14 protein-coding genes and 3 tRNA genes are annotated in these 13,701 nt (G+C 49.0%); 7 read left to right on the top strand and 10 right to left on the bottom strand.

All coding sequences use genetic code 11. The annotated features are described in order from the left end of the window. Positions 1-24: 24 nt before the first annotated feature. Both ACW6QF_RS13345 and ACW6QF_RS13340 read left to right on the top strand, forming a co-directional pair. Entirely contained in the window at positions 25-1,194 is a 1,170-nt protein-coding gene (locus ACW6QF_RS13345) for a mechanosensitive ion channel family protein (protein ID WP_298549408.1), read from the top strand. 290 nt (positions 1,195-1,484) lie between these two features. Next, positions 1,485-2,750: a mechanosensitive ion channel family protein gene (locus tag ACW6QF_RS13340; RefSeq protein ID WP_456088191.1), complete on the top strand. Its 1,266-nt coding sequence runs from the start codon at positions 1,485-1,487 to the stop codon at positions 2,748-2,750. A 456-nt stretch (positions 2,751-3,206) separates the two neighbouring features. Here ACW6QF_RS13340 and ACW6QF_RS13335 read toward each other — a convergent pair. The 3 genes from ACW6QF_RS13335 to ACW6QF_RS13325 all read right to left on the bottom strand — a co-directional run bounded on the left by ACW6QF_RS13335 (position 3,207) and on the right by ACW6QF_RS13325 (position 3,717). Then, positions 3,207-3,294 (bottom strand) — tRNA-Ser (locus ACW6QF_RS13335). A gap of 77 nt (positions 3,295-3,371) precedes the next feature. Continuing rightward, positions 3,372-3,456, bottom strand: a tRNA-Ser gene (locus ACW6QF_RS13330). Between the two features lie 186 nt (positions 3,457-3,642). Then, positions 3,643-3,717, bottom strand: a tRNA-Pro gene (locus ACW6QF_RS13325). Positions 3,718-3,936: 219 nt separating this feature from the next. Here ACW6QF_RS13325 and ACW6QF_RS13320 point away from each other — a divergent pair. Next, positions 3,937-4,566 carry a recombinase family protein gene (locus tag ACW6QF_RS13320; protein ID WP_456088190.1) on the top strand — a complete coding sequence of 210 codons (630 nt, stop codon included), beginning with the start codon at positions 3,937-3,939 and terminating at the stop codon, positions 4,564-4,566. Positions 4,567-4,646: 80 nt separating this feature from the next. Here the strand turns inward: ACW6QF_RS13320 and ACW6QF_RS13315 are convergent, their stop codons facing one another. Further along, positions 4,647-5,174, bottom strand: a complete 528-nt coding sequence (locus ACW6QF_RS13315; RefSeq protein WP_456088189.1) for a DJ-1/PfpI family protein — start codon at positions 5,172-5,174, stop codon at positions 4,647-4,649. A 166-nt stretch (positions 5,175-5,340) separates the two neighbouring features. Here ACW6QF_RS13315 and ACW6QF_RS13310 point away from each other — a divergent pair, with 166 nt between their 5' ends. From ACW6QF_RS13310 to ACW6QF_RS13300, 3 genes are all read left to right on the top strand, one after another. Further along, positions 5,341-5,703 (top strand): winged helix-turn-helix transcriptional regulator, encoded by a 363-nt coding sequence (locus tag ACW6QF_RS13310; RefSeq protein WP_456088188.1) that lies wholly within the window; start codon positions 5,341-5,343, stop codon positions 5,701-5,703. 78 nt (positions 5,704-5,781) lie between these two features. Beyond that, on the top strand, positions 5,782-7,206 hold the full coding sequence (gene rlmD, locus ACW6QF_RS13305; protein ID WP_456088187.1) for a 23S rRNA (uracil(1939)-C(5))-methyltransferase RlmD: 1,425 nt from the start codon (positions 5,782-5,784) through the stop codon (positions 7,204-7,206). A gap of 10 nt (positions 7,207-7,216) precedes the next feature. Next, complete coding sequence (locus tag ACW6QF_RS13300) at positions 7,217-8,608, top strand: MltF family protein (RefSeq protein ID WP_298549398.1); 1,392 nt, start codon at positions 7,217-7,219, stop codon at positions 8,606-8,608. Here the strand turns inward: ACW6QF_RS13300 and ACW6QF_RS13295 are convergent. From ACW6QF_RS13295 to ACW6QF_RS13270, 6 genes are read right to left on the bottom strand one after another with little or no spacing between them, the layout of a single operon-like run. Then, positions 8,605-9,132, bottom strand: coding sequence for an ATP-binding protein (locus ACW6QF_RS13295; RefSeq protein WP_456088186.1), 528 nt, complete (start codon positions 9,130-9,132; stop codon positions 8,605-8,607). The genes ACW6QF_RS13300 and ACW6QF_RS13295 overlap by 4 nt on opposite strands. Next, the gene (locus ACW6QF_RS13290; RefSeq protein ID WP_456088185.1) at positions 9,129-9,869 is read right to left on the bottom strand and encodes a PHP domain-containing protein; all 741 of its coding nucleotides are present in this window, start codon (positions 9,867-9,869) and stop codon (positions 9,129-9,131) included. Before ACW6QF_RS13290 ends, ACW6QF_RS13295 begins: the two co-directional genes overlap by 4 nt. Continuing rightward, the gene (locus tag ACW6QF_RS13285; protein ID WP_456088184.1) at positions 9,866-10,204 is read right to left on the bottom strand and encodes a DRTGG domain-containing protein; all 339 of its coding nucleotides are present in this window, start codon (positions 10,202-10,204) and stop codon (positions 9,866-9,868) included. The genes ACW6QF_RS13290 and ACW6QF_RS13285 overlap by 4 nt, the downstream gene beginning before the upstream one ends. After that, a complete protein-coding gene (locus ACW6QF_RS13280; RefSeq protein ID WP_456088183.1) occupies positions 10,191-11,567 on the bottom strand; it encodes a [Fe-Fe] hydrogenase large subunit C-terminal domain-containing protein in 1,377 nt (458 codons plus the stop codon). Before ACW6QF_RS13280 ends, ACW6QF_RS13285 begins: the two co-directional genes overlap by 14 nt. Positions 11,568-11,569: 2 nt before the next feature. Next, positions 11,570-11,995 (bottom strand): ATP-binding protein, encoded by a 426-nt coding sequence (locus ACW6QF_RS13275; protein WP_005643243.1) that lies wholly within the window; start codon positions 11,993-11,995, stop codon positions 11,570-11,572. A gap of 18 nt (positions 11,996-12,013) precedes the next feature. Beyond that, complete coding sequence (locus tag ACW6QF_RS13270; protein ID WP_005637954.1) at positions 12,014-12,358, bottom strand: DRTGG domain-containing protein; 345 nt, start codon at positions 12,356-12,358, stop codon at positions 12,014-12,016. Positions 12,359-12,453: 95 nt separating this feature from the next. Between ACW6QF_RS13270 and coaW the strand changes: the two genes are divergently transcribed. Then, complete coding sequence (coaW, locus tag ACW6QF_RS13265; RefSeq protein WP_456088182.1) at positions 12,454-13,296, top strand: type II pantothenate kinase; 843 nt, start codon at positions 12,454-12,456, stop codon at positions 13,294-13,296. Positions 13,297-13,701 lie beyond the last annotated feature (405 nt).

Here is a 13,701-nt window from a genome sequence, read left to right as displayed (position 1 = left end):
ATCCCAATAAAAGGCCAATACGATATGATAAACTTAGGCAGCTGGATGAACGGTATCCTGATCGGTTGGGGCGTGGACCCTAAAATTGCAAATACTTTCGACGAAATGATCATCGCCGCATTGCTGGTCATACTGGCAGTCGGGCTGGATTACCTGTGCCAGGCGATTTTCGTCGGCAGCATGAAAAAGCTGGCGCAGCATACGCATTACCAGTGGGACTCGTTGCTCCTCAAACGTAAGGTCGTCCACCACTTGGTCCACACGATACCGGGCATCCTGGTCTACGCCTTGTTGCCTTTGGCATTCATACGGGGAAAAGGCTTGTTGCTGTGGTCGCAGAAAATATGTGCCGTGTATATCGTGTTCGCCTTGTTGCTGGCCATAAACGGTTTCATATTGGTATTTCTGGATATGTATAACACGCGGCAGGTGAGTAGGAACCGTCCGATCAAAGGGTTCATGCAGGTGCTTCAAGTCTTGCTGTTCTTCATCGGCGGGATCGTCATCGTCGCCATCCTGATCGGGAAATCTCCGGCCAGCCTGTTTGCCGGCTTGGGCGCTTCGGCGGCGATCCTGATGCTGGTATTCAAAGATACGATCTTGGGATTCGTGGCGGGCATCCAGCTTTCCGCCAACGATATGCTGCGGCCGGGCGACTGGATCACGGTTCCCGGCTCGAACGCGAACGGTACTGTCATGGAAATCACGCTGAATACCGTCAAGATACAGAACTTCGACAATACGATTTCCACCATCCCGCCTTATACGCTGGTGAACGGTTCGTTCCAGAACTGGCGGGGCATGGTCGAATCGGGCGGCCGCCGTGTGATGAAGTCCATCTTTCTCGACCTCAATACCATCAAGTTCTGTACGCCGGACATGCTCGACACGTTCCGCAAGGAGATCCCGTTGCTTGCCGACTACAAGCCCGACGAAGGCGTGACGCCCACCAATTCGCAGATGTTCCGTGTCTATGTGGAGAAATACCTGACAAGCCTTCCGGTCGTCAACACCGACCTCGATTTAATCATCAGCCAGTTGCAATCGACCGAATATGGCGTGCCTATCCAGATCTATTTCTTCTCCCGCAATAAAATATGGAAGGAATACGAACGTATCCAGTCGGACATCTTCGACCATTTCTTCGCAATGGTCCCCAAATTCGATTTGAAGGTTTACCAGTATTCGGAGTAAGAGCCATGAAAAAGGCAGAGGCCCTTATTGTCAAATTTGTAGAAATACCCATTGGTCCAAATCGAAACACACGGGCATGAAAATCGGTTTTCATACCCATGAAAATAAAATTTCCCGCAAGGGTAATATTTTTTAACAAACTGGTATTTTTACAATCGCCTATATCTCAGAAGGATGGCCTTTTTGCCGCTTTTTATGGGGTATATTGTATTTTTCAGTTAGTTTTTTAGTTAGTTTTGTCTACAAATTGGAGGTTCTCGCAAGTACACTTGATTAAACATGTAAAGGATATGCACGCAATACAAGAATGGATTAACAATCATCTGATCGAATGGGGTATCATCAGCAGTTCGGCAACCGAACTGGACAATACGATCGTCCTGCTGCTGATCATTGCCGTAACGGTCGGCATCGACTACGCTTGCCGCTATATTTTCCTGAATATGTTCAAACGGCTTGCGAAGAGAACCCGCAACCAATGGGACGACTTGATCGTCGAGCGCAAGATTATCAACAAGCTGATGCACATGATCCCTGCCATCCTGGTGTATGTGCTGCTGCCGCTGGCTTTCCCGGTTGATGAGGCGCCCAAGATATTGGGAATCCTGCAAATGATATGCAAGATCTACATCATTGCCGTTTCACTTCGTTTCATCAGTGCCTCCCTGAACGTCGTGCATGAAATATACAACCGGAAGGAATCGCTCAAGAACAAGCCGCTGAAAGGTTTCATCCAACTATTGCAGGTAGCCGTTTTCTTTATCGGTTTTATACTGATCATCAGTATTCTGATCGGCAAATCACCGACGACGCTGTTCGCCGGACTGGGCGCTTCGGCCGCGATCCTGATGCTGGTGTTCAAGGATACGATCTTGGGATTCGTGGCCGGCATACAGCTTTCCGCCAACGACATGCTGCGGCCGGGCGACTGGATCACGATGGAGAAATACGGGGCGAACGGGACGGTTATCGAAGTCACGCTGAACGCGGTCAAAGTCAAGAACTTCGACAATACGATCACGACGATTCCCCCTTATGCCCTGGTGAGCGATGCTTTCCAAAACTGGCGCGGGATGTCGGAATCTCCCGGACGGCGGATCAAGCGCTCCATCAATATCGATATGAACAGCGTGAGTTTCTGCACGCCTGAGATGTTGGCCAAATTCCGCAAAATCTCCTTGCTGACAGACTATATCGACGAGAAGGAAAAAGAGCTGAACGCCTATAACGAGGCGCACCGGATCGACGGTTCCATCCGTGTAAACGGCCGTCGGCAAACGAATATCGGCGTGTTTCGCGCCTACCTGGTCAATTACCTGAAAAGCCTCCCGGAGGTCAGCAAGGAACTGACCTGCATGGTCCGCCAGTTGCAACCGACGGAAACCGGTATTCCGATCGAACTCTATTTCTTCTCCTCCGTGAAAGACTGGGTTCCCTACGAAGGCATTCAGTCCGACGTATTCGACCATGTGCTGGCCGTAATCCCGGAATTCGGACTCAGCGTCTTCCAGAATGTCTCCGGAAGCGATTTGAGAAGCCTGAATGCCAAACACTAAACAAGTTTGGTAAATCGTTTTTTCAACTCATGTTTTAAATATAAATATTGCAACCATGAAAGAGTACGCAAGAAAAGTACCAACAATATAATAACTAACAAAATATAACGCACAAGAGGATTTGTCATATAAAACTCTCCGCCTAAAATTTCTTCCCAGTTCTTTATCTGGAACAATGATAAATCTAAATGCATACTTTTCGCTGTCATTTTGTATGATCATAATTTAGTCTTAACGTCACAAAAATAACAGGCATAAAAAAGAAATTACATACGAATATTAATAATTTACTTGTATATTCTGACAACCGGATCGATAAATTTCAAAGGTTTGATATTGCGATTAGGGAATAAATCCCGACTTTAAGGCAGACACAAGGGAATAAAAAAAGTCCCACAAATCATTAAATTCGTGGGACTTGTCAGTTCTTTGTCCGGTATTGTCCGCTTAATTCAGCGGAGAGAGCGGGATTCGAACCCGCGAAACCCTTTAGGGGTTTACACGCTTTCCAGGCGTGCCTCTTCAACCACTCGAGCATCTCTCCTTTTTCGGTTGAAATTATGTATATCAGGAAGCGACCAGCCTCCATAAAACGTAAAAAGCAGCTTTTGCTGCTTTCAGCGGAGAAAGAGGGATTCGAACCCCCGGAACCTCTCAGTTCAACGGTTTTCAAGACCGCCGCAATCGACCACTCTGCCATCTCTCCTTGTCTCAAAGACGGGTGCAAAAGTAGATGGTTTATTTGAATTATGCAAGTTTTTCGTTTTATTTCTTTTTACTTTTTTGGCTTTTCAATTCTCTATTTCTGATTTTCAGACATATAAATATATATGGTTAGTTCATATACGAAAAGGCACAAAAAAAGAGTTGCTTGATCAAGCAACTCTTATCGTCGGGGTACCAGGATTCGAACCTGGGACCCCCTGCTCCCAAAGCAGGTGCGCTAACCGGACTGCGCTACACCCCGTTTTTGCAATCCCTTTATTTTTGATTGCGGTGCAAAGGTAGATATTTATTTTTAACTACCAAATATTTCATTGTTTTTTTTATTTGCGTACATTCGCATCAGTTTAGGAGATCATTGCAACAATATGTATCCCCCCTTTATTAATTTTCAGAATGAACATATTGCAAACCAATCTGTTATATATCAAATGATGAAACAAAATTTAAATAATTAAGAAATATGACAATCGCTTATATACGTACATATTCAAATAAACAGCAAACAGAGAGTCAGAAAAATGCAATCGAACAATTTGCAAAAGCAAAAAAAATTGAGATTGACAAGTGGCTGAAAGATGCTAAAAACTCTTCCAAAGGGAAAAACCGGCTCGAAGACGTGATAAAGAATTTGCAGGAAGGCGATATTCTTATCGTCGCCGATGTCACCCGGCTCAGCCGGAAGCTGATGGAGATAATGCATTTGATCTTGTTGTGTATTGAAAAGAAAGTGACGCTTTACTGCATCAAGGAAGGCTATTCATTTGAAAACAACGTGGACAGCAAGACGTTGGCATTCACATTCGGGCTTGTTTCCGAAATAGAAAGCAAACTTATTTCCGCCCGTACGAAAGAAGCACTGACGGCCAGCAAGAACAAGGGAACGAAATTAGGACGCCCTTTGGGAAGCCCCAAAACCGAATTTCTCCTTTCCCAGAAAAACCAGATTGAAAGAGAACTGAAAGAAGAAAACGCGACATATGCCGAATTAGCCGATTATTATAAGGTCTCTTTGAGCGGTTTCAAGCGCTTCGTCCGGGAAAACATACCGAACCCGCCTTCGAGAAGGAAAAAGAAAAGCGATGCCGAATAGTATAAAAAGAGCGGTACGGACCTGAAGTTGATAAATCTTCCGGAGAAGCGCCGCTCTTCTTAAAAAAGACAATCTGATTTTTATTTCAAGGCATCGAGCACCTGCGGCATCATCGTCCAGATGCTGTTTTCATCTTGGGCCGTATAAATAGTTCCATCGACTTCGGATTTGTTGTCTGTTGCCTTTCCCTTTTGTATGGCCGGCTTTGCAAGCGGATGGACAGCCACCGTCTTTCCATCGATGACACCTGCCATATCGAACAACATGGCTCCGGCACAATGGCCGATCATGATTTTCCCTTTCTGTCCGAATGCCGCAATAACAGCCATCAGATCCTGGTTGTACGGCTCCCCTGCATGTTGGGCAAACTGAGGTATGGCATCTCCGCATGCGAATACCATCGCATCAAAGTCCTCTTCATGTCCTTTCAGATTTGCAATAACATCATCCACAATTAAAGCGATGCCGGAATTCGTGCGAATCTCCTTCGAATTGCTGACGGCAAATACTTTATAAGAAATACCATTTTCAAAAAATGCTTCCAGATACTGGAACAATCCACATCCGTTTACCGGATTCACTGCCAAAACCGCTACTTTCTTTGCCATGATAATAATAATTTTAGTGATACAATAGTTCTTTTTAGTAAGTTTATTACCTTTGTGCAGCAAAGATAAGTAGTCTGATTCGGTAAAACAAGAACGCACCTATGAATAAGCTACTTACATGAATGTAACTATTGTTGAGACACAAGGCACTACTAAGACAAAAAAAATGAAAAATTTTCATCCTACAGGAAATTGTCCCATCCGGGACATCTTATGCAGGCTCGGTGACAAGTGGTCAATGCTTGTTTTGATCACCCTGAATGCAAACGGCACGATGCGCTTCAGCGACATCCAAAAAACAATTTCCGACATTTCCCAGCGTATGTTGACTGTCACGCTCCGGACACTGGAGACCGACGGGCTTGTTTCGAGAACGGTCTACGCCGAAGTCCCGCCCAGAGTCGAATACCAGCTTACGGAAACCGGCAAAACGCTGATACCACATATAGAAAATCTTGTCGGCTGGGCCTTGGAGCACATGACGGTTATATTCGAGAGCCGGGAAAAGGCCGGACAGCCATGCGGATAGTCAAAATCTTTTACACAGAAGTATTTTACGATATATTTTTATCTCTATCTTTGCGCCATAAATTAAAAATTAATCATCTTGGCAAGAAATAAGAAGCAGTTGCCTTTATTGGAAAAGGTAACAATAACAGATGTAGCCGCAGAAGGAAAGGCTATCGCACGTGTAAATGACATGGTCGTATTCGTACCTTTTGTCGCTCCCGGAGATGTCATAGACATACAATTGACACGCAAGAAACATAGTTATGCGGAAGGGAAAGCTGTACTTTTCCATGAATATTCGACCCGACGTGCCGAGCCGTTCTGTGAACATTTCGGCGTATGCGGCGGCTGTAAATGGCAACATCTGCCCTATGAAGAACAGATTCGCTACAAACACAAGCAGGTGATCGACAACCTGACCCGGATCGGTAAGATCGAAATGGAAGAGATACTCCCGATCAAGGGTTCCAAACATACGACATTCTATCGCAATAAACTCGAATTCACGTTTTCCAACAAGAAATGGCTGACGGAAGAAGAGGTGAAAACCGGAGCCAAATTCGATTGCATGAATGCAGTCGGTTTCCATATTCCGGGAATGTTCGACAAGGTGCTCGACATTCACAAATGCTGGTTGCAGAACGATATATCAAACCGTATCCGTCTGGCGGTCAAAGAATACTGCCTGACACATGAAGGCTATCCCTTCTTCGACCTTCGCAATCAGGAAGGATTTGTGCGTACGTTGATGATCCGCACGGCCTCGACTGGCGATCTGATGGTAGTGCTGGTATTTTTTCACGAAGATGTGGAACGCCGCGAAGCGCTCCTCTCCTATGTCGCCGAACAGTTCCCGGAGATCACTTCACTGATGTACGTCATCAACGAAAAATGCAACGATACGATTACCGACCAAGACGTTCTTGTGTTCCGCGGAAAAGATCATATCATCGAGGAAATGGAAGGGCTTCAGTTCAAAGTAGGGCCGAAATCGTTCTACCAGACCAACAGTGATCAGGCTTACGAACTGTATAAAGTCGCCCGCGAGTTTGCCGGACTGACCGGAAACGAGATGGTTTACGACTTGTACACCGGAACCGGCACGATCGCCAACTTCGTCTCCCGCCAGGCAAAGAAAGTGATCGGCATCGAATATGTGCCCGAAGCGATCGAGGACGCCAAAGTCAACTCCGCCCTGAACAAGATCGAAAACACATTGTTCTACGCCGGTGACATGAAAGACATCCTGACACAGGATTTCATCAACCAACACGGCCGTCCGGATGTTATTATCACAGACCCGCCCCGTGCCGGTATGCATGACGATGTGATCAACACGATCCTCTTTGCCGAACCGGAACGTATCGTTTATGTAAGCTGTAACCCGGCGACACAGGCACGCGACCTGAGCTTGCTCTCCGTAAAATATGCCGTCAAGAAAGTGCAGCCGGTAGATATGTTCCCGCATACGCATCACGTGGAGAATGTCGTTCTCTTGGAGAAATTAAAAAATAAGAATTAATAATTAAGAAATGAAGAAGGTCATCCTCTTGTTTTTTGTGGCGCTGTTGTTGTCCGGCTGCAATCGTGCGGGAAAGGAACAGGAGGATGACGATGTGACAGTCGACCTGCCGCAACTGAAGGCGCAGGGCGAAATAACCGCCGTCACGCTATACAGCTCGACTTCCTATTTCCAATATAAGATGCAGCCGATGGGTTACGAATACGAGCTGATCAAGGATTTCGCCCGCTCGGAAGGACTGAAACTGAACATCAAGGTTGCAGAAAGCCCTACGAAGTTGATCGAGATGCTGGAAGCTGGCGAGGCGGATGTAGTCGCCTACCCGATCCAGATCAGCAACCGTATGAAAGAGAAGCTGATCTATTGCGGAAGGGAAGAACAAGACTGCCAAGTACTGGTCCAGCGGACCAACAAGGGCGACAAGGTGATCACCGACGTGACGGAACTGCTCGGGAAAGACGTCTATGTAAAACCGGGGACCAAATATTTCGAACGGCTGAAAAACCTCGATGTCGAACTGGGCGGCGGTATCCGGATTCATGAAGCGGATGCCGACACGGTGACAACGGAAGATCTGATCGGCATGGTTTCGCAAGGGGAAATTCCTTACACCGTAAGCGACGAGAATATAGCCCGCCTGAACAAAACTTATTTCTGGAACCTGAACGTTTCGCTGAAGATCAGTTTCATGCAACGTTCCTCATGGGTCGTGCGCAAAAGCAGCCCGGAACTGGCTAAAGCCATCGACGCGTGGGCATCCGACAAAGCGGGAACGCACGTCTACAAGGCTTTGACGAAGCGTTATTTCGAACTGAGCAAACAACCCGTTACCGCCGAACTGCCGGAAGTCAGGAACGGCCATGTTTCACCTTACGACGAACTCTTCCGCAAACATGCCAAAAACATCGGATGGGACTGGCAACTGCTTGCCTCGATCGGTTATCAGGAGTCCCGCTTCAATCCGAACGTCGTCTCATGGGCCGGCGCGGAAGGACTGATGGGGATCATGCCGAATACAGCTAAAGCTTTGGGCGTGACGCCTCACGAACTGAAAGACCCCGATACGGGCATCCGTACAGGCGTGGATTGCCTGCGCCGTTTCCGTCAGGGATTCGGGAAGGTGGCCGATCCGGTCGAAAAGATCAAGTTTACATTGGCCGCCTACAATGCAGGAATCGGGCATATTTACGATGCGCAGCGGCTGGCGGAGAAATATGGCAAGAACCCCTACGTTTGGGATGATAATGTGGCCGAATATATCCGTTTGAAGAACGATCCGGAATACTATAACGATCCGGTCTGCAAACACGGTTACCTGCGTGGTTCGGAAACCTTCAACTATGTGCGCGAAGTGATGGAGCGTTACAACTACTACCTGACAAAAACCGGTCAAAAAGGTTAGGGCCTGATATTCTCTTTGATCATCTCTTTTACCAACAGCATCACTTTCGGATGGCTGAGCGGGATGCCGTCCAAAATCTCTTTTATCTCATTCGTGCTGACAGAGAATATGGTTTCTCCTGCCTGATATTCAAAACGGACATTGATATCCGGATTGCCGGTGACCAACATGGCGACCGTTCCCGGAAGATCCCCCCAAGGCGGGCAATCGATATGGTCGGAATGGAAAGAGGCGGTCACCTCCGTCCCCTTTCCCGGCTCGGATGTTATGGACACAGTTCCGCCGGTCTGCTCTGCATTCTGGATCAGGAAGGGTATGCCGAGACCCACTTTGCGGGTCGTACGGGTGGTGTAGAACGGATTTGTGACGCGGGCAATCGTCCCGGCATCCATTCCTGAGCCGTTGTCCGTAATGCGGATCGTGATCCGGCCCTCCCGTTGTTCTATAAACAGACCTATCTCCGAAGCATTCGCCCGGATGCTGTTTGCCGTGATATCGGTGATATGGAAAGATAGATTATTCATGCTGTTACAATCGTATGACCGTTTTCCTTCCGGAAAGCCATCGCTAAATGTTCAAAATCAAGCAGATCGGCTCTTAGCAGGGAATATTTCGTACCGATCTGTTCGGGATAATGCGCATCGGAAGCGCTGTAACTCGTGTAACGTTTCAAATAGGCATGTACCGCCGACAGCCTTTCATAGCGGGCAACCTCCTTGAACTCGATCGCATCCAAAGGCAGGGAAGGATCAATGAATCCCAACTGGCTGATCAGGCTGAACGAAGGGCGTTCGACATGGGCCGCAATGAACAACCCGCCCAGACGATGCACTTCTGCGGCAATCTGTTCCACACTCCGGTCGAGGGCGGAAATCAGCAGATAGGGAGCCTCCCCCACGATCTCGTTCCGGGCGTTCACCCAGACCTGGTCGCCGAAGCGTTCGGGGTCGTTCGGAACAGGCGGCAGATGAACTTCCAGATACGTCTGAAAAGCGGCACGGGCACGGTCATCTGCAAAAAGCGCCACGCAGTGTGCCTCTTCGCGTGTCGTCACCTCCGCACCGGCAAAGACCATGAGTCCCCGCTCCTCCCCTAAAACCTGGATTTCGGGACATTGCAGCGTGCTGTTATGATCCGTCACAGCAATGGCATCCACCCCCCGTTCGAGGGCCGTTTCCACAATCCGCTGCGGACTCATCTCCAGGCTTCCGCAAGGCGAAAGGCAGGTGTGCAGGTGCAAATCTACCCGGAACTCCTTCATGCCTGTTGCAAAAGCCGGTAGATTTTTCCCGTTACTTCGAATGCGGAAAGCGGCGTTCCGAGCAAAGGCACGTCTTCCTCTTTTCCTTTCTCAAGCGTTTCCTCGTCCGGCGAAGCCCCGTTCACGATCAGGACGGCCGCCGCATCTTTCAGGGTGGCGACCGCCACGATGTTCTGGTGCGTCTGCATCGTGATCCACAACATTCCTTCATCGATATGCCCCATTACGTCACTCAACAGGTCGCTGGTATAACCGCCGGAAATCTCCGCGTCCAGCCCTGCTTCCCCGCAAAAAACGGTTAAGTCCAATTCTTTCACTAAATCACTGACCTTCATATTTGGCTCCTTTCTTATAACAATCTTTATTCAACCGGTCTTTCCCCCAAGTCTTTTCGATCAGGCGGAAAGCATGTTCCTTGTCCAGCTTCCCGTGCTTCTCCATATTACGCTGCATGAAAACGCAATCGCTGAACTGCGCCTCGTGGCGGACGATGTCTTCCGCCAACGCCTGGCAGTTGGGTGAACCGCAGGCCCCGCAGTCGATGCCGGGCAGATAACACATCAGCTTGCGCACCTGCTCCATCTTTTTCAGGACTTCTTCGATATTCCCTTCGTATCGCAACTTCGGGTTGGGCTGAAGCGGACGAATGGTGATGTGTTGTTTCAGGTAAGACAACGCCTCCAACCGATCGGAATAGATCAGCGGAGCCTTGTCGCACTTCATCGAACGCTTCATCACCCGCTCGGCCGTCAGGAAACGGTTGGCGACAGCCAGCACGCCGCCGGCACAGCTCCGGTCGCAGGCACGCAGTTCGAGAAAGTCCACATTGCGGACTTCGGTGGTCGATTCCATCCGCTCCAAGAACTCGATGACATTGTGTATCTCGTCGATCGCCAGGCAGCGGCCGGAGAAATGCTTGGCTTCGCCTCCCGTCTGGCTCCAACGCATCTCCTTCTTGGTCAGGGAGGGCGGAAGAACGCATTCGGGCGTGTAGTTCTTCGGGCGGTTTTTCAGGATATGATATACCTTATTATATAGCGTGTCCATATTGATCACGCCCTTGATCGTGGACGAATATCCCTCCGCGCCTTTCAAGGAGGCAATCTTGGCCGCACAAGGCGTCACATAAAAAATACCGATTTCTTCGGACGAGAAACCGTCTTCCTCCAATACCTTATGATAGTAAGTGGCTGTCGCATTGACCGGCGGCTTCACCAACAAGATATTATCGACCAGGGCCGGGAAGCGCACCTGTATCAGCCGGACGATAGCCGGGCAAAACGAACTGATGACAGGTTTATCCTCCGCCAGCTCCATCTGCCTGAGCATCTCGCGGTGGATCATGTCTGCCGTAAACTCGACCTGGAACACATGCGTAAACCCCAATTCGTACAACGCACTGAAAATCTCCTCCTCCGTCGTATATTTGGAGAACTGCCCGATAAAGACCGTCGGGACCAGCACGACACGGGCCTTGTAGTCGAAGATCTTCTGGAAGTCGTCCTGCTCCACATAGATGGCTTCCGTCGGGCAGGCTTTCAGACATTCGCCGCAGTCCACACACCAACCTTTACGGATGGAGGCTTTCCCCTCGCGGATACGGATCGCACCGGTCGGGCACTTCGTCATGCAGTGGGTACAGCCGACACAACGGTCATTGTCTATTTTCAATGCGTGGTAAAACTTTGTCTCTTCCATGGCTATCTGTCGTTTGCGGAGAAATAGGTCAGCATACGGACAACCGTGCCCTCTCCTACTTTGCTCTCGATCGTTAATTCATCTACATTCTTCTTCATATTGGGCAACCCCATGCCTGCACCGAACCCCATCTCGCGGACGGCAGCCGATGCGGTGGAGAAACCTTCCTGCATGGCCTGTCCGATATCGGGGATGCCGGGACCTTCGTCTTGCAACAGGAGGCTGATCCTGTCGGCTTCGATATCGGCCAGAACCGTCCCCCGCCAGGCATGTGCCACGACGTTGACCTCGGCTTCATAGAGGGCGACGACCACCCGCTTGATGATGCGTGGATCGACGGACAGTTGCTTCAAGACCTTCTTTATCTGGCTCGAAGCATAGCCGGCTTTTGAGAAGTTGCCTCCTTCCAGTTCAAATCTGAATTGCATATCTTCACCTCCTTTTGCTTAATAGATCGGCGGAAGGCCGTTACAATAAAGTTCGCCGACCGTATGGTACATCGAGTGGTCCGTTTCCATCAGGATCATCTCGTTTTCCGCCGCCAGTTGCAAAATATCGGGCGTCGCTTTCTTTCCCCTGACGAACAGGATGCAGGAAACATCCGCCATCTCCGCCGTCCGGATCGTCTGCATGTTGCACAAGCCCGTGACGAGGAGCACGCCGTTACAATCCAATGTCAGGACATCGCTCATCAGGTCGCTGGCGAAGGCGCACTGCACTTCGTGGTCTTCCCGGCCGTTACCACACACGACTGTCGCGCCGGTAAGTGCCATTATCTGCCGTATCTTCATATTACATAAAGGTTATATTTGCCGGGGCAATGTAAGAAATAGTTATAACTTTGCAAGCGAAAAGATACAGAAAGTTACAACTAAATCGTGAAAATATGGGCGTAGTAATAGGTATTGACGTAGGTGGAAGCACCACCAAGATTATCGGAGTGGAAAACAAGAGCATCCGGTCGCCGATGTTCGTCAAGGCGACAGATCCGGTCACCTCGCTCTTCGGAGCTTTCGGCAAGTATCTCTATGACAACGGGATCACCTTGCCGGAGATCGAGATGGTGATGCTGACGGGCGTGGGAAGCGCTTTCATCGACCAGCCGCTTTACGGCTTGCCGACAGCCAAGACAGATGAATTTCTGGCCAACGGCCTCGGAGCCAAATATGCCGCTTCGCTGGAAAACCTGATTGTCGTAAGCATGGGGACGGGAACTTCTTTCGTAAAGGTGGAAGGGCCGCATATCCAGCATATCGGCGGGATCGGCGTCGGTGGCGGAACCTTGCTCGGACTCTCCCGTCTGCTCCTGAAAACGCAGGACATCCATCTGATCGCTGAAATGGCCCGGAAAGGGACCCTGACGAACATCGACCTTCAGATACAGGACATCTGCAACCGTCCCCTGCCCGACCTGCCGCTGGACGCCACCGCCTCCAACTTCGGAAAGGCGGACGGTAACGCCTCTCCCGAAGACATTGCTTCCGGGATTATCCACATGGTCTTGCAATCGATCGGCCAGGCCGCCATCCTTTCGGCTCTCAACAGCCCGATCCGCGATTTCGTCCTGATCGGCAACCTGACGCAACTCCCCCAATGCAAGGAGATCTTCCCCAAGCTGGAAGAGATGTACGGCGTCCGTTTCCTGATCCCCAAGTATTCGGAATACAGGACGGCCATAGGCGCCGCCCTTACTTACATGGACGGGGCGACGGTTCATCCGATCTGTTAATATTCCCGGTTCTTTCATTTAAAAAATCAGCTGAGGGTATGCACGGCGATATAAAAACGCCTCCTCGGCCGGGTTATCATTTTATCATCTTTATACGGGTAAAACATTACATTATGAAACGTTAAAAAATATTACCCGCAATACTAATTCCAAAGGGTCTTGTTCACTTTTGCTGTATGGTTACTTTTTGTGTATTTAATTAATAAAAGAGCACAGCTTAAAAAATAAAAGTCTATATTATAAGTGCAAACAAAAAATATGGACAAAATCATTAAGCCGTGCAGACTGCTAAGATACAAGAAAATTCAGAACAAAAATCAGAAAGTGCAAATTTAACAAAGGTCTCCTCCTTACTCATTGATGAGCTGGCGGTTTTTACAAGTATTCTATTCCATGATATACCTT

This window comes from Parabacteroides sp., assembly GCF_977054455.1.
This window is presented reverse-complemented; position numbering and strand designations above follow the sequence as displayed.

Coding starts and splice junctions, on each gene's coding strand:
- ACW6QF_RS13270 (WP_005637954.1), bottom strand. CDS start 12,358: ATGAAGATACGGCAGATAATGGCACTTACCGGCGCGACAGTCGTGTGT.
- ACW6QF_RS13320 (WP_456088190.1), top strand. CDS start 3,937: ATGACAATCGCTTATATACGTACATATTCAAATAAACAGCAAACAGAG.
- ACW6QF_RS13275 (WP_005643243.1), bottom strand. CDS start 11,995: ATGCAATTCAGATTTGAACTGGAAGGAGGCAACTTCTCAAAAGCCGGC.
- ACW6QF_RS13285 (WP_456088184.1), bottom strand. CDS start 10,204: ATGAAGGTCAGTGATTTAGTGAAAGAATTGGACTTAACCGTTTTTTGC.
- ACW6QF_RS13295 (WP_456088186.1), bottom strand. CDS start 9,132: ATGAATAATCTATCTTTCCATATCACCGATATCACGGCAAACAGCATC.
- coaW (WP_456088182.1), top strand. CDS start 12,454: ATGGGCGTAGTAATAGGTATTGACGTAGGTGGAAGCACCACCAAGATT.
- ACW6QF_RS13345 (WP_298549408.1), top strand. CDS start 25: ATGATAAACTTAGGCAGCTGGATGAACGGTATCCTGATCGGTTGGGGC.
- ACW6QF_RS13310 (WP_456088188.1), top strand. CDS start 5,341: ATGAAAAATTTTCATCCTACAGGAAATTGTCCCATCCGGGACATCTTA.
- ACW6QF_RS13280 (WP_456088183.1), bottom strand. CDS start 11,567: ATGGAAGAGACAAAGTTTTACCACGCATTGAAAATAGACAATGACCGT.
- ACW6QF_RS13340 (WP_456088191.1), top strand. CDS start 1,485: ATGCACGCAATACAAGAATGGATTAACAATCATCTGATCGAATGGGGT.
- ACW6QF_RS13315 (WP_456088189.1), bottom strand. CDS start 5,174: ATGGCAAAGAAAGTAGCGGTTTTGGCAGTGAATCCGGTAAACGGATGT.
- ACW6QF_RS13290 (WP_456088185.1), bottom strand. CDS start 9,869: ATGAAGGAGTTCCGGGTAGATTTGCACCTGCACACCTGCCTTTCGCCT.
- ACW6QF_RS13300 (WP_298549398.1), top strand. CDS start 7,217: ATGAAGAAGGTCATCCTCTTGTTTTTTGTGGCGCTGTTGTTGTCCGGC.